At 66.7% G+C, this 18,922-nt stretch carries 20 protein-coding genes; 10 read left to right on the forward strand and 10 right to left on the reverse strand.

Annotated features, from left to right (window positions below; all coding sequences use genetic code 11):
• Positions 1-14 precede the first annotated feature (14 nt).
• The 7 genes from D6M19_RS20260 to D6M19_RS20290 are packed head-to-tail and all read left to right on the forward strand — an operon-like array spanning position 15 to position 7,023.
• The gene (locus D6M19_RS20260; protein WP_123027048.1) at positions 15-2,894 is read left to right on the forward strand and encodes a Na+/H+ antiporter subunit A; all 2,880 of its coding nucleotides are present in this window, start codon (positions 15-17) and stop codon (positions 2,892-2,894) included.
• On the forward strand, positions 2,891-3,361 hold the full coding sequence (locus D6M19_RS20265) for a Na(+)/H(+) antiporter subunit C (protein ID WP_123027049.1): 471 nt from the start codon (positions 2,891-2,893) through the stop codon (positions 3,359-3,361). Before D6M19_RS20260 ends, D6M19_RS20265 begins: the two co-directional genes overlap by 4 nt.
• Positions 3,358-4,965, forward strand: a complete 1,608-nt coding sequence (locus tag D6M19_RS20270) for a Na+/H+ antiporter subunit D (RefSeq protein ID WP_123027050.1) — start codon at positions 3,358-3,360, stop codon at positions 4,963-4,965. The genes D6M19_RS20265 and D6M19_RS20270 overlap by 4 nt, the downstream gene beginning before the upstream one ends.
• Positions 4,962-5,495 carry a Na+/H+ antiporter subunit E gene (locus tag D6M19_RS20275; protein ID WP_123027051.1) on the forward strand — a complete coding sequence of 178 codons (534 nt, stop codon included), beginning with the start codon at positions 4,962-4,964 and terminating at the stop codon, positions 5,493-5,495. Before D6M19_RS20270 ends, D6M19_RS20275 begins: the two co-directional genes overlap by 4 nt.
• Positions 5,492-5,779 (forward strand): monovalent cation/H+ antiporter complex subunit F, encoded by a 288-nt coding sequence (locus D6M19_RS20280; protein ID WP_123027052.1) that lies wholly within the window; start codon positions 5,492-5,494, stop codon positions 5,777-5,779. The genes D6M19_RS20275 and D6M19_RS20280 overlap by 4 nt, the downstream gene beginning before the upstream one ends.
• Positions 5,776-6,102, forward strand: a complete 327-nt coding sequence (mnhG, locus tag D6M19_RS20285) for a monovalent cation/H(+) antiporter subunit G (RefSeq protein ID WP_123027053.1) — start codon at positions 5,776-5,778, stop codon at positions 6,100-6,102. The genes D6M19_RS20280 and mnhG overlap by 4 nt, the downstream gene beginning before the upstream one ends.
• A 15-nt stretch (positions 6,103-6,117) precedes the next feature.
• A complete protein-coding gene (locus D6M19_RS20290; RefSeq protein ID WP_123027054.1) occupies positions 6,118-7,023 on the forward strand; it encodes an SAM-dependent methyltransferase in 906 nt (301 codons plus the stop codon).
• Here the strand turns inward: D6M19_RS20290 and D6M19_RS20295 are convergent.
• From D6M19_RS20295 to D6M19_RS20315, 5 genes are read right to left on the reverse strand one after another with little or no spacing between them, the layout of a single operon-like run.
• On the reverse strand, positions 7,005-7,640 hold the full coding sequence (locus D6M19_RS20295; protein WP_123027055.1) for an LON peptidase substrate-binding domain-containing protein: 636 nt from the start codon (positions 7,638-7,640) through the stop codon (positions 7,005-7,007). The two genes, D6M19_RS20290 and D6M19_RS20295, sit on opposite strands and share 19 nt — an antisense overlap.
• Positions 7,641-7,642: 2 nt before the next feature.
• Positions 7,643-8,773: a glutamate--cysteine ligase gene (locus D6M19_RS20300; protein WP_123027056.1), complete on the reverse strand. Its 1,131-nt coding sequence runs from the start codon at positions 8,771-8,773 to the stop codon at positions 7,643-7,645.
• Entirely contained in the window at positions 8,754-9,446 is a 693-nt protein-coding gene (gene sodC, locus D6M19_RS20305) for a superoxide dismutase[Cu-Zn] (RefSeq protein WP_123027057.1), read from the reverse strand. The genes D6M19_RS20300 and sodC overlap by 20 nt, the downstream gene beginning before the upstream one ends.
• Before the next feature lie 9 nt (positions 9,447-9,455).
• Complete coding sequence (locus tag D6M19_RS20310) at positions 9,456-9,929, reverse strand: LytR C-terminal domain-containing protein (protein WP_123027058.1); 474 nt, start codon at positions 9,927-9,929, stop codon at positions 9,456-9,458.
• A gap of 42 nt (positions 9,930-9,971) precedes the next feature.
• Positions 9,972-10,280, reverse strand: a complete 309-nt coding sequence (locus D6M19_RS20315; protein ID WP_123027059.1) for a nucleoid-associated protein NapA — start codon at positions 10,278-10,280, stop codon at positions 9,972-9,974.
• Positions 10,281-10,400: 120 nt separating this feature from the next.
• Here D6M19_RS20315 and D6M19_RS20320 point away from each other — a divergent pair, with 120 nt between their 5' ends.
• Genes D6M19_RS20320 through D6M19_RS20330 form a run of 3 tightly spaced genes read left to right on the forward strand, consistent with a single transcriptional unit; the run spans position 10,401 to position 12,720 of the window.
• Entirely contained in the window at positions 10,401-10,994 is a 594-nt protein-coding gene (locus tag D6M19_RS20320; protein WP_123027060.1) for a peptide deformylase, read from the forward strand.
• Between the two features lies 1 nt (position 10,995).
• Complete coding sequence (locus D6M19_RS20325; RefSeq protein WP_123027061.1) at positions 10,996-11,910, forward strand: N-acetylglutamate synthase, CG3035 family; 915 nt, start codon at positions 10,996-10,998, stop codon at positions 11,908-11,910.
• 9 nt (positions 11,911-11,919) lie between these two features.
• Positions 11,920-12,720 (forward strand): exodeoxyribonuclease III, encoded by an 801-nt coding sequence (locus D6M19_RS20330; protein WP_123027062.1) that lies wholly within the window; start codon positions 11,920-11,922, stop codon positions 12,718-12,720.
• A gap of 6 nt (positions 12,721-12,726) precedes the next feature.
• On the opposite strand, the gene D6M19_RS20335 is transcribed toward D6M19_RS20330, so the two are convergent.
• The 5 genes from D6M19_RS20335 to D6M19_RS20355 all read right to left on the reverse strand — a co-directional run bounded on the left by D6M19_RS20335 (position 12,727) and on the right by D6M19_RS20355 (position 18,891).
• On the reverse strand, positions 12,727-13,278 hold the full coding sequence (locus tag D6M19_RS20335) for a hypothetical protein (protein ID WP_164478594.1): 552 nt from the start codon (positions 13,276-13,278) through the stop codon (positions 12,727-12,729).
• 13 nt (positions 13,279-13,291) lie between these two features.
• Positions 13,292-14,134, reverse strand: coding sequence for a hypothetical protein (locus D6M19_RS20340; protein WP_123027064.1), 843 nt, complete (start codon positions 14,132-14,134; stop codon positions 13,292-13,294).
• Between the two features lie 110 nt (positions 14,135-14,244).
• Entirely contained in the window at positions 14,245-15,180 is a 936-nt protein-coding gene (locus D6M19_RS20345) for a lysophospholipid acyltransferase family protein (protein WP_123027065.1), read from the reverse strand.
• A 50-nt stretch (positions 15,181-15,230) separates the two neighbouring features.
• Positions 15,231-17,069: an AMP-dependent synthetase/ligase gene (locus D6M19_RS20350; protein ID WP_234834954.1), complete on the reverse strand. Its 1,839-nt coding sequence runs from the start codon at positions 17,067-17,069 to the stop codon at positions 15,231-15,233.
• Between the two features lie 64 nt (positions 17,070-17,133).
• Entirely contained in the window at positions 17,134-18,891 is a 1,758-nt protein-coding gene (locus tag D6M19_RS20355; protein WP_206428580.1) for an MFS transporter, read from the reverse strand.
• Positions 18,892-18,922 lie beyond the last annotated feature (31 nt).

An 18,922-nucleotide genomic window follows, 5' to 3' on the forward strand; every position in this document is an offset into this window, starting at 1 on the left:
ACTGGGGTTCAGCCATGCTCGTTGTCCTGTTCGCCCATGCGGTCGCAACCGCGTTGGCTCCGCTGCTGGTGCACCGGTGGGGGCGAAAGGCTTTCTATCCGCTGGCGCTCGTCCCGCTCGTCTCCCTGGTCTGGGTGGCGCAGAACTGGCCGGGGCACGGACAGGCCCGCAGCGTGACCGTGACCTGGGTGCCCGAGCTGTCGATGGACATCACCCTGCGGTTCGATGCGCTCTCGGCGATCATGAGCGTGCTGGTGCTCGGCATCGGCGCACTCGTGCTGTTCTACTGCGCCGACTACTTCCACCACCACGACGGGCACGACGAGAAGCGGCTACCTAGCTTCGCCGCCGAACTGGTCGCGTTCTCTGGCGCCATGTTCGGCCTGGTGGTCAGTGACAACATGCTGGTGCTCTACGTGTTCTGGGAGCTCACCACCGTGCTGTCCTTCCTCCTGGTTGGTCATTACGCCGAACGCGCAAGCAGCCGCAAGGCCGCGGTGCAAGCGCTGCTGGTGACGACGGCGGGCGGGCTGGCGATGCTGGTCGGCATCATCGTGCTCGGCACCATCTCGGGCACCTACCTGTTGTCCGAGCTGGTCGCGGCGCCTCCGACCGGGCTGGCGGCGTCGATCGCGATCGCGCTGATTCTCATTGGTGCACTGGCGAAGTCGGCAATCGTGCCGTTGCACTTCTGGCTGCCCGGCGCGATGGCCGCGCCTACCCCGGTGAGCGCCTACCTGCACGCCGCCGCCATGGTCAAGGCAGGCGTCTACCTGGTCGCCAGGATGAACCCGGGATTCGCCGACTCACCGCCGTGGCGGCCCATGGTGATCACGCTGGGCGTGGTGACCGTGCTGCTTGCCGGCTGGCGGGCGATCCGCGAATACGACCTGAAGCTGATCCTGGCGTTCGGCACGGTGAGCCAACTCGGCTTCATCACGGTGATGGTCGGCGCGGGCGGCAGCGACCTGATGCTGGCCGGGCTGGCGCTGCTGTGCGCACACGCGATGTTCAAGGCCGCGCTGTTCATGGTCGTCGGCATCATCGACCACACCACCGGCACCCGCGACATCCGCAGGCTGGCCTGGCTCGGGCATGCCAACTGGCCGCTGCTCGTCATCGCCGTCGGCGCCACGGCGAGCATGGCGGCGCTGCCACCGTTCCTCGGCTTCGTCGCCAAGGAAGCCGACTACGAAACCCTTTTGCACAGCCAGGCATTGGGGCATTTCGCGCCGTTCGTGCTTGGCGCCATCGTCGCAGGCTCGGTGTTCACCACCATGTACAGCCTGCGTTTCCTGTGGGGTGCGTTCGCGAAAAAGGGCAGGACGGAACCCAGCAAGCGCGTCGCGGCCATGCACGTTCCGCCTGTGACGTTCCTGGCCGCACCCGCCATCCTCGCCGCGGCGGGTCTGCTGTTCGGGCTGTGGCCGTCGCCGCTCGACAGTGCCCTTGACACCTATGCCGACACGATCCCCGGCGAAGGCGACTACGAGCTCGCGCTCTGGCACGGCTTCAACCTGCCGCTGCTGCTGTCGGCCCTGGTGCTGGCGATCGGCACTGCCGCGTTCTTCGGCCGGTCACGGTTTCCGCGGGCGAGGCTGGTGTACCTACCGCTTGGCAACGCGGACCGCATTTACGACGCCGTGATCCGCGGCGCCGACGTGTTCTCGGTCCGGCTGACGGGCACCACCCAGCGCGGCTCGATTCCAGCGACGCAGTCGGTGATCCTGGCCACGCTCGCGATCGTCCCCGCGGTGGTGCTGACGCTGGGGGCACGCGACCGCCCGGAGTTCGCGCTGTGGGGGTCGCCGCTGCAGGTGATCGTCGGCGTGCTGATACTGGCCGCCGCGGTCGGGGCGGCCGTCATGCGTAACCGTCTCGCGGCGGTGCTGCTCGTCGGCGTGACCGGCTACGGCTGCGGCACCATCTTCGCGTTCCACGGCGCACCCGACCTGGCCCTGACCCAATTCCTGGTGGAGACCCTGACGCTGGTCATCTTCGTGCTGGCGCTGCGCACGCTGCCCGCCGAGTCCGACCGCACCAACATCCGCAGGCACCGGCTGCCGCGCGCGGCCCTTGCGCTGGCCGTCGGGGCGAGCGTGACCACACTGGCGACGTTCGCGATGGCGGCCCGCACCGGTGTCCCGATCGCCGCGCTGCTGCCCAACGCCGCGTACTACCGCGGCAACGGCGCCAACACCGTCAACGTCCTGTTGGTCGACATCAGGGCATGGGACACCCTCGGCGAGATCTCGGTGTTGTTGGTCGCCGCGACCGGTGTGGCGTCAATGGTGTTCCGGCACAGGCGTTTCGGCGCCGCCCCGCGGGTCGCCGACGCCGGTCAACCCGACATCGGTCCAGTGGATGCGATCGCGACGAGCCCGGCCGCGGGCGACACCACCTGGTTGCGCGGCAGCGAACTGCGTGACCCGCGGAACCGGTCGCTGGTGCTGGAGGTGGCGACCCGGATGATCTTCCCGCTCATCATGGTGGCATCGGCATACTTCTTCTTCGCCGGGCACAACACACCCGGCGGCGGCTTCGCGGGCGGACTGACCGCCGGGCTGGCGCTGGTGTTGCGATATCTCGCGGGCGGTCGCTACGAACTCGGCGAGACGCTGCCACTGGACGCGGGCAAGATCCTCGGCACCGGCCTTGCGCTGTCGGCGGGCACCGCAGTGGCCTCGCTGCTGCTCGGCGCGCCGGTGCTTTCGTCGGCGGTGCTGGAGTTCGACGTTCCGGTGCTCGGTCACATCAAGCTCGTCACCGCATTGTTCTTCGACCTCGGCGTGTATCTGATCGTCGTCGGCCTTGTGCTCGACGTGCTGCGCAGCCTCGGCGCGCGGGTGGACGTCGAGATATCCGCGCAGCGACCGGCGGCGGTGCCACGATGACCGCCCTGCTCGTTCCGCTCGTGTTGATCGGCGGCCTCACCAGCGTCGGGGTTTACCTGCTTCTGGAACGCGGCCTGACGCGAATGTTGTTGGGGCTGTTATTGATCGGCAACGCCGTCAACCTGTTGATTCTTCTCGTTGGCGGTCCGTCGGGAAACCCACCGGTGCGCGGCCGGATCAGCGACGGCCAGACCGCGACCGCCGATCCCTTGGCCCAGGGGATGATCCTCACCGCCATCGTCATCAGCATGGGCATCGCGGCGTTCGTGCTGTCGCTGATCTACCGGACCTACCAGCTGACCACCGACGAAGAGGTCGCCAACGACCCCGAGGACACCCGGGTCGCCCAGCTGACGGACGAAGAGCTCGCCGCCCTGGACGAGGCCAGGCCGACTCCCGATGTGTCGCGCGACACCGACGATCCCGACGAACTGGACGCGTTGCCGGGGCTGGAGGGGTCGCGATGACGAGCACAGCCTCCGCGGTGTTGACCCCGCTGCCCGTGTTGATTCCGTTGATCGCCTCGGCCGCCACGCTGGTGGCCGGTCGCCGACCCCGACTGCAGCGGACCATCACGCTGGTCGCGTTGTCCTCGGTGGTCGCGGTGTGCGCGGCTCTGCTCTATCTCGCCGACCGTGACGGCACTATCGCCCTGCACGTCGGCGGCTGGGGACAGAGCGTGGCAGGAATGGGTCCGCTTGGCATCACGCTTGTGGTGGACCGGCTTTCGGCGCTGATGCTTATCGTCTCGTCGATCGTCCTGCTCGCCGTGGTGCTTTACGCCATCGGGCAGGGCATCCGCGACGGGGACGACCGCCAACCCGTTTCGATCTTCCTGCCCACCTACCTCGTGCTGTCGGCGGGGGTGTGCAACGCGTTCCTGGCCGGGGACCTTTTCAACCTCTTCGTCGGGTTCGAGGTGCTGCTTGCCGCGAGCTTCGTGCTGTTGACCATCGGCGCGAGCACAGAGCGCGTCCGCGTCGGCATCTCCTACGTCATGGTCTCGATGGTGTCGTCGGTGATCTTCCTGATCGGCATCGCGCTGATCTACGCCGCGACCGGCACACTGAACATGGCCGAGGTCGCGGTCCGGATGGACGGGGTCGCGGCGGGCACGCGCAGCGCACTGTTCGCGGTGCTGCTCGTCGCGTTCGGCATCAAGGCCGCGGTGTTCCCGCTGTCCTCCTGGTTGCCCGACTCCTACCCGACCGCCCCTGCACCCGTCACCGCGGTGTTCGCCGGCTTGCTCACGAAAGTCGGTGTCTACGCGATCATCCGCGCGCACACGCTGCTGTTCCCGAACGGTGGGCTGGATCGGATGTTGATGGTGGCGGCGTTCCTCACCATGCTCGTCGGTATTTTCGGCGCCATCGCGCAGAGCGATATCAAGCGACTGTTGTCCTTCACTTTGGTCAGCCACATCGGCTACATGGTGTTCGGCGTCGCCCTGTCGAGTGAGCTCGGCCTCTCCGGTGCGATCTACTACGTCACACACCACATCCTGGTGCAGACGGCGCTCTTCCTGGTCGTCGGCCTCATCGAGCGACAGGCAGGCGCGTCCACGCTTCAGCGACTCGGCGGGCTGGCGGCGGCGAGCCCCCTGCTGGCCTTCGTATTCGTCGTACCCGCGCTCAATCTCGGTGGGATACCGCCGTTTTCCGGATTCATCGGCAAGGTCGCACTGCTGCAGGCCGGCGCCCAGGACGGTTCGGTACTGGCCTGGCTGCTGGTGGGCGGCAGCGTGGTGACCAGCCTGCTGACGCTGTACGTGGTGTCCCGCGTCTGGACGCTTGCCTTCTGGCGCACTCGCACCGACGCGCCAGAGGGCGACGTCGCGGCCGCTGCGCCGTCGGCCCTGCTCGACGACACAGAGGACATCCTGCTAGCCGACCGAACAGACGTCGGACGGATGCCGGTGGGCATGATGGTGCCGACCGGGGCACTGATCGCCGTCGGGCTCACGCTGACGGTGATAGCCGGTCCGATCGTCGCGTACACCGATCGCGCGGCCGCCGAAGTGCTTGACCGTGATCGCTACATCTCGGCGGTCCTCGGGGAGGCGCCACGATGAGAAGCCGCCTGCTGCGAGTTTGGGTGCTCTGCTGGCTGATGCTGGTCTGGGTGTTGTTGTGGGGCACGGCAACACCTGCCAACATCATCGGTGGTTTTGCGGTGGCGTTGGTGGTCACACTGCTGCTGCCGCTACCCGTTGTGCCCGTCGAGGGCCGGGTGCACCCGCTGTCGCTGGTGAAGCTGATCGCGGTCGTCGCCTACCAGTTGGTGTTGTCCTCGCTGCAGGTGGCCTGGCTGGCGATCAGACCGGGGCCGCCACCGCTGACCGCGGTGCTGCGCGCGAGGCTCGCGATCAAGTCGGATCTGGTGCTCGCGCTGGCCGTCAACATCTTCAACCTGATCCCCGGGTCGATCGTGCTGGAGATCAATCAGGAGCGGCGGCAGCTCTACATGCATGTCATCGACGTCGGCAACGTGAAGGCCGTCGACCGCTTCTACCACCAGGTCGCCCAGGTGGAGCGCTTGCTGGTGTCGACGTTCGAGCGCGATGCGGACTGGCAGCCTGCCGTCAGCAAGGAGGAGCAATGAACACCGTGTGGATCATCGCCGCGGTGATGCTGATCGCGGCCGCGGTGATCGTGATGTTCCGGATCCTGGCCGGGCCGAGCACGTTGGACCGCATCGTCGCGCTGGACACCCTGGTGGCCGTGACGATGTGCGCGATCGGCACATGGGCGGCATTCAGCCTGGACACCACCGTCACATACAGCCTGACGGCGCTCGCACTGATCAGCTTCGTCGGCGCGGTCAGCGTCGCGCGGTTCCGGGTCCCCGATATCCGCCGCAACCGCGAGAGCAGGTACCAGCGATGAACATCGCAGACATCGTCGCCGCGGTGCTGGTGCTCAGCGGCTCGGCGCTGGCGCTCACCGCGGCGATCGGCGTAGTCCGGTTCCCTGACACCCTGTCTCGGATGCACGCGGCCAGCAAGCCGCAGGTGCTGGGCCTGCTGTTGGTACTGGCGGGCGCGGCGATCCGGCTGCGTGGCAATGTGGATGTCGGCATGCTGATCCTGACGGGCATATTCACCGTCATCACGGCGCCGGTCGTGGCCAACCGGGTGGGGCAACTCGCATACCGCGAACAGAACGTGCACGACAAGCTCACAAAGGACGAATTGAGCGAGCAAAGTTGACCGAAGGCGGCACGAATGGCCAGAACTGACGACGACTCCTGGGACATCACCGAAAGTGTCGGTGCCACCGCATTGGGCGTCGCGTGGGCGCGATCTCAAGAGTCGACGTCGGAGTGCCCGTTGTACACGGACCCGTACGCGGAGGTGTTCATCGCAGAGGCCGTCACGCGCGGCTGGGAACTGCCGCAGCGGCACATGGCCGAGCGGATCCGATCCATTTCCGGTTACGCCGCGTCCCGCACCAAGTGGTTCGACGAATTCTTCATCGCGGCGGGCGCAGCCGGTATCGAGCAGGCGGTGATCCTCGCCGCCGGGCTCGACGCCAGGGCGTGGCGGCTGCCGTGGAACGACGGCAGCGTGGTTTACGAGATCGATCAGCCGAAGGTGCTGGCGTTCAAGACCGAGACACTGCGCGCCCACGGCGCGGCTCCCGCGGCCCGTTACGTGGCGGTACCCGTCGACCTGCGGCGCGACTGGCCGCAGGCGTTGCGGGAGGCGGGATTCGATGCAGGCGAGCCGACCGCTTGGGCGGCCGAGGGGCTGTTGCCGTACCTCCCCGCCGACGGTCAGGATCTTCTGTTCGAGCGAATCGCGGCCCTCAGCGCCAAGGGCAGCCGTGTCGCCGTGGAGGCTTTCGGCGCCGGGTTCTTCGATCCGGAGTACCTCGCCAGCCGCCGCGAGCGGTTACGTCAGCTGCGTGAGCAGGCCGGTGTGCCCGACGACACCCCCGACGTGGCGGATCTCTGGTTCATCGAGGAGCGCACCGAGGTCACCGACTGGTTCTCCGCGCACGGCTGGGAGGTGTCGACGATCGACGCCGCGGACCTGATGAAGAGATACAACCGCACGACCGACGACGACACAACGCCGCGAACGGCTTTCGTCGAGGCGAGACTCAGCGGTTATTCGCCCGACAACTGAAATTCGACGAGCGCGCTGACCGTTTCGACGGCTTCGCTCAGTGCCGCCAACCGTGCCGCGACCGTCGGCGCGGACAGCACCGCGTAGCGATCGGCCTGTCCCATCGGCAAGCGGGTCGTCAACGCGTACAACCACATTGCCGCGTCCGGCACGGCGTCCGCCCCGGCCACGATATCCCGCGCGTTGATCTCGGCACCGCGGGCACCGGCGATCCGTTCGAACAAGGCGACCATTTTGTCCTCGATGTCGCGGATGGCGTCGGCGCCGACCGGTTCACCCGGCTCGTCGGGCCACAGCTCGATCGCGGCCCGCGGATAGGGATGATCGGGCTGCCATTCCACTACCCGGATCCGCTCGGCCATCACGCAGTTGAGCCGGTAGCGCCCGTCGCCGAAGTCGGCGACCTCGGCGATGTGGGCCAGCGTGCCGACATCGCTGCGCGCATCGCCGCCGCCGACCTCGCGGCCCGCCTCGATCAACACGACACCGAAGGCGGGGTCGTCCATCGCGAGGCAGTCGGAGACCAGCGCGGAATACCGCGGTTCGAAAATCCGCAGCGGAAGTTCCTCGCCGGGCAGCATCGCCCGCTCGAGCGGAAACATCGGGACGGTCGGCACGCTCAGATGTCCAACTCGCCGACCAAGGCGTCGACCACCGCGCGCAGGTCGCCGTCGGTGTCTTCGGCGATGCGTCGCTGGCGCTGATAGGACGCGCCGAGCCGGTAGATGTCGGCCACCCCGGCCAGCTCGTCGCTGCAGTGCAGCGATCTCGCCACGGGTTCGAGCCGGTTGAGCAGCTCGTCGAGGTCCTCGGTGACCAATCGCTCGTTGCTGTCGGCGTCCAGGATGATCACCGCGTCGAGGCCGTATCGCGCTGCACGCCATTTGTTTTCCTGCACATGCCACGGCGGCATCGTCGGCAGCTCTTCACCGGCGTCCAGCCTGCGGTCGAGATCGACGATCAGGCAGTGCGTCAGCGCGGTAAGGGCACCGAGCTCGCGGAGGTTGGAGACGCCGTCGAATACGCGCACCTCCACCGTGCCGAGATGTGGGGAAGGCCGGATGTCCCAACGGATCTCGTTCATGTGGTCGATGATGCCGGTCTTCTTCTGGTCGTGGACGAACCCCTCCCACTGCGCCCACGTCTGGAACTGGAACGGCAGGCCCGCCGTCGGCAGCTGCTGAAACATCATCGCGCGGTTGCTCGCATACCCGGTGTCTTCACCGTCCCAGTACGGCGACGACGACGACAGCGCCAGCAGGTGCGGGTAGTGGTTGAGCAGCGACGTGACGATCGGCATCACCTTGTGCGCCGAGGAGATGCCGACGTGCACGTGCACACCCCAGATGAGCATCTGCCGACCCCACCACTGGGTGCGTTTGATCAGTTCCGCGTACCGCGGCGCATCGGTCAACTTCTGAGCGGACCACTTCGCGAACGGGTGCGTGCCCGCGCAGAAAAGTTCCATGCCGCGTTTGCGCACGACTTCGCGCGCGGGCAGCAGGGTGGACCGCAGGTCTTCCATCGCCTGACCCGCGTTGTCGCAGATGCCGGTGACGACCTCGACCGTGTTGCGCAGCAATTCCTTGTGTACGCGCGGGTTTTCACCGATCTCGGCGATCACCGCAGCCGCTTCGTTGCTCAGGTCGCGGGTCTCGGCGTCGACGAGGGCGAATTCCCATTCGACACCAACGGTCGGCCGAGCCGACCCGGCGAAATCTATTCGACTGCTAACCGGTACCGATGACACCGCACGCGACCCGCTTCCCGGCGTCGCCGGTGGCCAGCGTGGTCTGGTCCGGAGGCGGGGTGCCGTTGATCTGCTGGTAGCGCTCCGGCGGGATGTTGGCGAAGTTGTCGGCCTTCTCGTGAATGATGATCGACGTCTTGGCGCCCGCGAGCAGATCCTCGGAGGTGAAGGCATCGGCGGTCGTCACCAACTCGGCGGTGCCGTCCTCGCGCACCTGCAGCGACGTGAGGTCGCCGCTTGCCGGATGCCCGCTGTGCCCTGGCACCTGGAAATGCCCTCCTGCGGAGTTGAAGTCGCCCGGCTCGCCACCTGTCGGTGCGACCGAGCTCGCTTCGCACTTGCCAACCGAATGGATGTGCAGCCCGTGGAAGCCCGGTGTCAGCTGACCGGGTTCGGTGGTCTTCACGGTCACGGTCACAAAGCCGCTGGAGAACTCGAAGTCGGCGGTGGCCACCGTGGCGCCGGCTGCGTTCTTGAGTTGAGCGGTCAGCTTGTCGCCCGCGGGCGCCGCCTCTCCTTGGCGCTCGGTGGCCGAAGCCGACGGCGCAGGCGACCCCGTCCAAACCGGCGGGGGGGTGCCCGGCGTCGAGCTCGGCGTCTCGGGTGCGCTGCAGGCGCTCAGCGCCAAAGCGGGGAATGCGAATAGGGCAGCGACTGTGACGGTCCTAAACATGCGGTGAGCCTATCCCGTGACCGCCACGATCACGCCCGGTGGTTGCTCGGCCAGCTCGGGAGACCTCGGCTCGACCGGAGCCGCGAGCAGCTGGCCCACCTCATCGGCGGACTCCCGCTCGCCCGGCGCCTCGCTGAAGTAGACGGTGGTCGCGGTGACCCCCTCGAGGGTCAGGTTGCCGGTCTCGGTGACGTTCCAACCCGCGTCCCGCAGCTGATTGGCGGTGTTCTCGGCGGCGCCTGCGGTCTCCGAGATGTTGTACACGCGGACGTCTGCCTTGGCGGCAGGTGCCGGCTCCTCCGACGTCGGCGACGGCGTCGAGGTCGTGTTGACCGTCGCCACCGGCGACTCGTCGGCGCTCGAGTCGTCTCCCGACCCCATCGCCTGGAATCCGACCAGCAGGAATACCACTCCCAGGAACAGCAGCACCATCACCATGGCGCGCAGGGGCAGCCCGGAAGAGTCGGAATGGCGCTCGTTCATTTGGCCCACTGTATCGGCGTGGTGCGCGAACCCACGAAAGGCTCAGGTCACCTCGAAGCCGAGACGGCGAGCCGCCCTGGCCTTCTGCCTGCTCGCACGGAGCCGTCGCAGCCGCTTGACCAGCATCGGATCGGCTGCCAGCGCCTCCGGCCGGTCGACCAGCGCGTTCAGCACCTGGTAGTAGCGGGTCGCCGACATCGAGAACAGTTCCTTGATGGCATCTTCCTTGGCGCCTGCGTACTTCCACCACTGTCGTTCGAAGGCGAGAATGTCGTGTTCGCGTCGGGTCAGGCCATCGGTGAGTTCAGAATCGTCCCCGGATTGCTCAGTCCGCGCCATGGCGCCGTCCATGTGGCTCCTGGACCCTTCCCACACTCGATGTCGCTAGCGATACGGCGAATATTGAACCACGGCATTGCTTGTTGGGCCGTCAGCCAACCGGGCGAGTCGGCTCACTTAAGCTTGCCAACCGTGGCAGTCGTACCCATCCGAATCGTCGGAGATCCCGTCTTACACACCGCGACCACTCCGGTGCCGGTGGCCGACGATGGTTCGCTGCCGCCCGAAGTCGCCGACTTGATCACAGATCTCTTCGACACGATGGACGCCGCGTACGGCGTCGGCCTTGCGGCCAACCAGATCGGCGTGTCGGCGCGGGTGTTCGTCTACGACTGCGCAGAGGATCGCGGCAAGACGGCCCGCAGGCGGGGCGTGATCGTCAACCCGGTGCTGGAGACCTCCGATGTACCCGAGACGATGCCCGACCCCGAGAACGACGACGAGGGCTGCCTTTCGGTGCCCGGAGAGTCGTTCCCGACCGGCCGTGCCGACTGGGCGCGGGTCACCGGGCTGGACGCCGACGGCACGCCGATCACCCTGGAGGGCAGCGGGCTGTTCGCGCGGATGCTGCAGCACGAGACCGGACACCTGGACGGGTTCTTGTACCTCGACCGGTTGGTCGGCAGGCATGCGCGCAGCGCCAAGCGGGCGGTCAAGTCGCACGGTTGGGGTGTGCCGGGCCTGACGTGGATGCCCGGTGAGGACCCTGACCCGTTCGGCCATTGACGTGACCGACCTTCCCACGGTGGGCACCAGGGTCAGCCTGCGCTACCGGCGCGAGGAAGGGTCGGTGCCGCCGCTGACCGATGTGATCGGCCACCTGTTGCAAGCTGGCCCGCTCGTCCGTGTCAAGACGAAAACAGGTGCGGTGGTGGAGATCTCGGCCGAGGACGTCGTCGCAGTAAGGGCACTGACGGCGGCACCGGTGCGGACGTCGCAGATCCGGGCGACCGAGCATGCCGCCGCGCTGGCGTGGCCCGGCACCGAGCGGCAGTGGCTCGACGGCTGGCTGCTGCGCGCCGCGGGCGGACACACTCACCGGGCGAATTCCGCTGTGCCGCTTGGCGTTGAGGCGGGAATGGATACCGTGCCCGCCATCGTCGACTGGTACGCGCAACGCGGCCAGACGCCGTGGCTTTCGCTGCCCGACCGGCTGCTTACGCTGCCGAAGGGGCAGCCCGCCCATCTCGAGACGGTGGTCATGGTGCGCGACCTGCCGATGGGTGAGGCCGATGTGACGGTGACGCTCGCACACCGTCCCGACGGCAGGTGGCTGCGCATCTACGAGCGCCCGGTCCCCGTCGATGTGCTCACCGCAGTCGTCGACGGCGACCTGGTGTTCGCCACCCGCGGCGACGCCGCCGTCGGCCGCGCGGCGGTCACTACCGCACCGGACGGAACCCGCTGGGCAGGTATGTCGGCCGTGCGCGTCGCCGAAGGGCGGCGGCGAGAAGGCCACGCGCGGGCCATGTGCCTCGCGCTGATGGCCTGGGCCGGCGAACGGGGTGCACAGCACTGCTACGTGCAGGTCCTCGTCGACAACGCACCCGCGATCGCGCTGTACGAACAACTCGGCTTCAGCACGCAGCACCACGCCCGCTACGTCGACGGTGCGCACCTGGGCAGCGGTGTGGATCCGTAACCTGTAGCCATGCGGCTGGCCACCTGGAACGTGAACTCGATCCGGGCCCGCGTCGACCGCGTCACCGACTGGCTGGAACGCGCCGACGTCGACGTGCTGGCAATGCAGGAGACCAAGTGCGCCGACGACCAATTCCCCACCATGCCGTTCGCCGCCCTCGGATACGACGTCGTGCACTGCGGCTTCAACCAGTGGAACGGCGTGGCGATCGCATCGCGTGTCGGCATCGACGACGTTGCGGTCGGCTTCGACGGGCAGCCGACGTGGGGTGACAAGCCCGACGTCGAAGCCGTGGCCGAGGCACGTGCGCTCGGTGCCACATGCAACGGCGTGCGGGTGTGGAGCCTTTACATACCCAACGGCCGCACGGTGGATTCCCCGCACTACAGCTACAAGCTGGAATGGCTTGCCGCGCTGAAGGATACCGCGCAGCAGTGGCTGGCCGAGAACCCGCAGGCGCAGATCGCACTGACCGGCGACTGGAACATCGCGCCGACCGACGAGGACGTGTGGAGCGTCGAGGCCTACCAGGGCAGCACCCACGTGACCGGACCAGAACGCGCGGCGTTCAACGCGATCGTCGACGCGCAATACGCCGACGTGGTGCGGCCTTTCGCGCCGGGCCCCGCGGTCTACACCTACTGGGACTACACCCAGCTGCGGTTCCCGAAGAACCGAGGCATGCGCATCGACTTCATCCTCGGCTCACCCGCGCTGGCGCAGCGCGTCTCGCACGCCGAGATCGTCCGCGAGGAACGAAAAGGCAAGGCGCCAAGCGATCACGCGCCGGTGCTCGTCGAGCTTGGCTAGCGGGCCTCAGTTGACATCGAGACCATCCGGCGGTCCAGGGAAGCCGAGGTCCGGAAGCTGAAACTTGGGCACGTCCGGCTGCCCTATCGGTGCGGCGTCCGGCGTGAAGTCGACACGCAGTGTTCCTCCCCATGCGTCGAGATGGCCGGTGTTGCAACCGCCGTCGATCCCTTCGGCCTGCACTTTGATGACATGGCCGCCGGCCGTGCGGTCAACTGTCGGACTGTCGACGGTCTGCCCTGGACCAACTCGCATCCAGTCACTCATCGGATACCAACCGGTGCTCTTCTCGTCCTTGATGAAGCGCACGTTGATGTCCGAGCAATGGTTGGCATTCGCGGTGAAGTGCGCTTGGACCACCCCTTCCGCGGGGACGTTGTAGTTGACCTGCGGCTCCTGTGGGCATCTTTGGCTGGTGTTCGGCTGGCACTGCCCCACCCCTACGGGCTGGTCGGCTATGGTGTCCGCCGAGGCCGCACCCGCGAAGCCGAGGGCGGCCAGGCCACTGCCCGCCAACATTGCCGCGACTGCGACACACCTACTTAATTTCGGACTCATAGTCGAACTCCTCTCAACCGGTTTTCTGGACGGGCTGAAGCGTCAGCGCGGTGCCGTTGTTGCCCGGCGTCGTGTCGCCACCCCCGCTCACCTGTGCATGGATGGTCCCGAAGCCCGCACTGTTGAACGTGACCATCACGGCGGGATTGGTATGGTCCTTGGCCTTCAGGGTGCCGCCTCGACACGTCATCGCCGACGACTCGCCGCCGACGGGAGGCCTTGTGGCACAGGAGTATCCACCTGCCGCCCAGCCGGGTGCGACCAGACCTTGGTCGGCCGCCAACGTCGCGACACCGGAGGTGGAGATATCGACGGTGACGTCCTTCGCGTCGTTGGCGCTGTTGTTGTCCACGAGGATCAGGTATGCGTAAGTCTCGGGTGCGAGAGGTTCCTGCTTGCCGCGGATGTTCTGCAGGGCGAGGTCGGCCTGACTCGCTGTCGTCTCAGGGTCCGTGCAGATCTGATTCGACGGGGGCGACGGGTCGTCGTTTATCCCGAGGTGCACGTACTTCCACACGACAACGCTCACGCACACCGCTGTGCCCTCCGGCATGCCGGCCGCCGTTCGGGTGATGTCGCGGAAGGCTCCCGGTATCGGATGGATGTCGACGTCCTGCCCGCTGACGATGACATTGTCCGGGTTGTCCCGCTCCCGCACCGTCAGCCAAATGCCGCCGACATCTTCGGTGTCCTGCAATGCAAACGTGTAGGTCAGCGTCGTCTTCTTGACCGTGGCACTCTTCAGCTGTGCCGCGGCCGTGTCGGCCCCGGCCATCGGCACGAGAGGGCCGAACACGAGGCCGAACAGCAGCGTCGCGACGACGGACAACACGCGAATGACCTGTGAGAGCGTCATGAGCCACCCACTTCTTCGACGGTGAAATTCCTGCCTCGACGCTATTGGGTGGAGGCCCCCGAAGAAATCAGGTGTTTCCCTATGATTTGCGGGTTCGAACCGCCCGAACATCAGCCGAACAGCGGCAGCGCCCGCTTTCGGGCCAATGCATCCATTCCGCACTGGATGCTGGACTGCACCTCGCGATACTTGGATTCGACGTACTCGTCGTCGTCGACACGTTGTGGATCGTGGTCGAGTTCGATGGCAGGCATCAGCCTGGTTCTGATCTTGGCGGGCAACGGAAACTGCGGCAACGCCGCAGGCGCTATCCCCCAGGGCAGCGACACGGCGATGGGAAAGACCTTCAGACGCAACAGCTTGTCCAGCCTGAGCGCCTTCGCAAGCGCGTCACCACGGATGAGCACCGGCATCGCGTCGGCGCCCCCGACCGTGGCGATCGGCACGATTGGAACGCCTGCACGGATCGCCATCTTCACGAATCCGCTGCGGCCCGCCAGATTTGCCCGATCGCGTTCGCTCCACGGCCTCAGTGAGTCGACCTCGCCGCCGGGCCACACTGCGACGTCGCGTCCCTCCGCCAACGCCGTGGCCATCGAGTCGGGCGCCGCGGGAAGCACGCCCATCGCGCGGAAGTAGCGGCCGATTCCCGGGATTGCCATCAGCGCGTCATGCGCGGTGCCGTGCAGAAGCCTGTCCTGGCCGAACCGACGCCACCACTGCACACCAACCGTCCAGGCGTCCCAGACGAACGGCGCACCAGAGTGAATGCCCACCAACAACACCGGCGTTTCGGGCAGGTTCTCCCAGCCATCCATCTCCATGCGGAACCAGTAGTCGACAAGAAAGTTCCAGAAGAACTTCTGCCGCTGCATCGTCGCCTCGTCGGGTCCCTGCAGATCCCACTGGCCCGCACGCTCGGCAAGCCAGCCGCTGAGTCCCCCGTCGGACTCGTCGCGGCGGGTCGCCATCTTCGCCCGTGCTTCCTGCGCCTGCTGCGCCGCCTGCAGTCGGATCTCGCTGGGCCGGTTATCGGTCGACGTCATAGCGACGGGGTACCCACCTTGTGCCCGGCATCACACCGCTCCTGGCGGCGCTATTCGTACAGTCCGGTGACCTGGTCGCCGAACGCTGCGGTGACGACGTTGCGCTTCAGCTTGAGGCTCGGCGTGAGATCTCCTGACTCAACCGACAATTCGCGATCGATGATGACGAACTTCTTGATCTGTTCCCAACGGTTGAGCTGGTTGTTCAGCGTGTCGACGTACCCGCTGATCAGTCTGTGAGTGCGGTCATCTCGGGCGATCTCGGCGAAGGTTGCGTCGGCCATCTCGTTGCGGGCCGCCCATTCGGTGATCGCCTCCGCGTCGAGGCTGATCAGGGCGACGCAATACGGCTTGCCCTCGCCGATCACGATCAGCTCACCCGCGTACGGGCAGAGGCCCTTGAACGCCGCTGAAATCGGTGAGGGTGCGACGAACTTGCCCTGCGACGTCTTGAACATGTCCTTCTTGCGGTCGGTGATCCGCAGGAAGCCGTCGGCGTCCACCTCGCCGATATCGCCGGTGTGGAACCAGCCGTCCGCCTCGAGCGCCTCGGCGGTGGCGTCGGGCAGGTCGTGGTAACCCGTCATCACGCCCGGCCCACGCAGCAGGATCTCGCCGTCGCCGGCGATCTTGAGCTCCGTTTCCGGGAACGGCCAGCCCACGGTGCCGAACCGGTAGGCGTCGGGGCGGTTGATGAACGACGCGGCCGCGGTCTCGGTCAACCCGTAGCCTTCCAGCACGACGATGCCGACGGCGTCGAACCACTGCGCGACGTCGCGGTCCAGCGCGGCAGCCGCGGAAACAAAGAAGCGCAGCCTGCCACCGAACCGCTTTCGGATCGTCGAGAACACCAGCCTGTCGGCGACCTTGTGCTTGGCCTTCAGCGTCAACGGGATCTTCTGACCCGCCTGTCGTGCCCGTGACACCTCAAGCCCCACCTCGAGTGCCCAGTCGAAGATCCGCTTTTTGAGGGCGCCCTCGGTCGCCGCCATGGCGACGATTCGCGAGTGCGCCTTTTCGAAGATCCGTGGCGCTGCGCCCATCACCGTGGGATGCAGCTGGGCGAGGTTGTCCACGATCCGGTCCACCCGTCCGTCGATCGCGGTCGGGAAGCCGATCAGCAGCGGCAGCGCCAGCATGACCTTCCCGAACGCGTGCGCCAGCGGCAGCCACAGGAAGTTCAGGTCGTCGGGTCCCAGCACATCCAACGCGTCGATCGCCGCGGCGGTATACGTCCAGGCCCCGTGTGTGAGGCGCACACCCTTCGGCCTGCCGGTGGTGCCCGACGTGTAGATGATGCTGGCCAGCTGACCCGAGTTGATCGATGCGATGCGATGCGAGACCGCGTCGGGCGTCTCGTCGAGCAGCTTCTGGCCCCGCTCCTCGAGTTCGGCGAGGGTGATCACCCAGTCGCCGTCCCCCTCGCCGTCGATGACCACGACCTTCATCACGTTGGTGAGTTCGGCACGGTGTTCTCGCAGCTTGTCGATCTGATTCTGGTCCTCGGCGACGACGACCCGGCTGCCCGAGTTGCCGACGATATAGGCGACATCACTTGCTTTCGTCGTCGGATACACGGTGGTGGTGGCCGCACCCGAGCACATGATCGCGAAGTCGACAAGCACCCATTCGTAACGCGTCGAGCAGGCTAGCGCCACCCGGTCCTCGGGCTGCACGCCGAGTGATATCAAGCCAGCCGCGATGTGGTCGACGCGCTTACCGACGTCTCCCCAACTGACGCTCGTCCACGCATGGTCGGTCGGATAACGGAAGGCCTCCCGCAGAGGAGTTGCCTTCACGCGGTCGACGATCATCTGCGCGACCGAGGGCGGATGTTTCTGTATTACGGGGCGGCTCCGGGCTTCGGTGACCATTGGCGACGCTGCCATGTGCGGAGCCTAGGTGCGCGCATGATCCGGCTGTCAGGGTCGAAAGGCCCTCTTTCGACCCGCGTCAGTCCTCGTCGCTGGTGCCGTACCGGCCTGCGTTGAACATCGAGGCGACGGCCCCGATGAGCATCATCACGGCCGCGGCGATGAACACGACGCTGAGCCCGGAGTGGAACGGCTCGGTGATCAGCTGCGGGAAGAACGTCTTGCCGGTCAGCACATCGGCGTTGACGGCGGGGTCCTGCAAGGCTCCCGACGGCTCCAGCAGTTCGGCGATCGGGTTGTAGCCGAGGAATGCCGCGAACAGGCTGCCGACGGGGGGCAGGTTGGCCACCTCGTGCGCGACGGACGCCGAAACTCCCTGCGCTTGCAGCCCGCTGCTCATGGCCGAAGGAAGGGTGTGCGCCAGCCCGACGATCATCAGCGAGAAGAACACGCCGATCGACAGCGATGAGCCTGCGTTGAAGAACGTCGCACGCACGCCTGAGGCGGCGCCGCGCTGGGCGGCCGGGACGCTGGACATGATCGCCGCGGTGTTGGGTGCGGTGAAGATGCCGCCGCCGAGGCCGTTGAAGAACACCAGAACCGCGAAGAGCCAGTAGTTGAAGTTCACCGGGATCATCACCAGCGCGACGAAGGTCGCGGCCATCAGCAGCATGCCGCCGACCGTGAAGGGGCGCGCACCGAAGCGGTCGGACAGCGAGCCCGCCAGCGGCCCGGCCACCAGGAAGCCCGCCGTCATGGGCAGCATGTATATGCCTGCCCACAGCGGTGTCGACTCGAAGCTGTAGCCGTGCAACGGAAGCCAGATGCCCTGCAGCCAGATGATGAGCATGAACTGCAGACCGCCGCGGCCCATGGAGGACATCAGCCCGGCGAGGTTACCCATGCCGAACGACGCGGAGCGGAAGAGCCTGATATCGACCATGGGATCGGCGACCCGCAACTCGATGAAGCAGAAAGCCACCAGCGACAGCAGGCCGAAGAGGATGGCGCCGAGAACATAGGGGCTCGTCCACCCGGTCGTCGACTCACCGTAGGGCTGAATGCCGTAGGTGATGCCGGTCAGCAGCACCGTCAGGCCGACCCCGAAGGACAGGATGCCGGCCCAGTCGAGTCGGCCCGGCGTGCGGACGCCGAGTTCCTTCAGCGACCGGATGCTCCACACGGTGCCGAGGATGCCGATGGGCACCCCGACCCAGAAGATCGCCTTCCAGTGCCACTCGGAGAGAAATCCGCCGATGAGCAAGCCGAGGAAGGATCCCGCGACGGCGGCCACCATGTTCACGCCGAGTGCCATGCCGCGCTGGTTCGACGGGAACGCATCGGTGAGGATCGCCGACGACGACGCCATCAGCATCGCGCCTCCGACGCCCTGCACGACCCGCCAGCCGATCAGCCACAGGGCACCGCCGCCGAGGTGAAAGGGGTCGAAGGACAACGCGACAGCCGCGAGGGTGAACACCACGAAGCCGAGGTTGTAGATCTTCACCCGGCCGAACATGTCGCCGAGACGGCCGAACGGGACCACAAGCACGGCCGTGACCACGAGATAGCCCATCAGCATCCACAGCAGGTAACTGACGTTGCCCGGCGCCAATGGATTAAGACCGATGCCACGGAAGATGGCAGGAAGCGAGATGAGGACGATCGACGCGTTGATGGTGGCCAGCAGCGTGCCCAGCGTGGTGTTGGACAGCACCACCCACTTGTAGAAGGGGTGGTCGTGGTCCATCCGCTTGCGGCGGCGCGCGGTCTCCACGACAGCCACGTCGGCGTCAGCCACGACTGGGGGTTTCGTCATCTCTATCTCGGTCGACATCAAGTTCGCTTACGTATCGTTTCGGTGCAAA

Origin of the sequence: Mycolicibacterium stellerae (genome assembly GCF_003719305.1) — a bacterium.
GTDB lineage: Bacteria > Actinomycetota > Actinomycetes > Mycobacteriales > Mycobacteriaceae > Mycobacterium > Mycobacterium stellerae.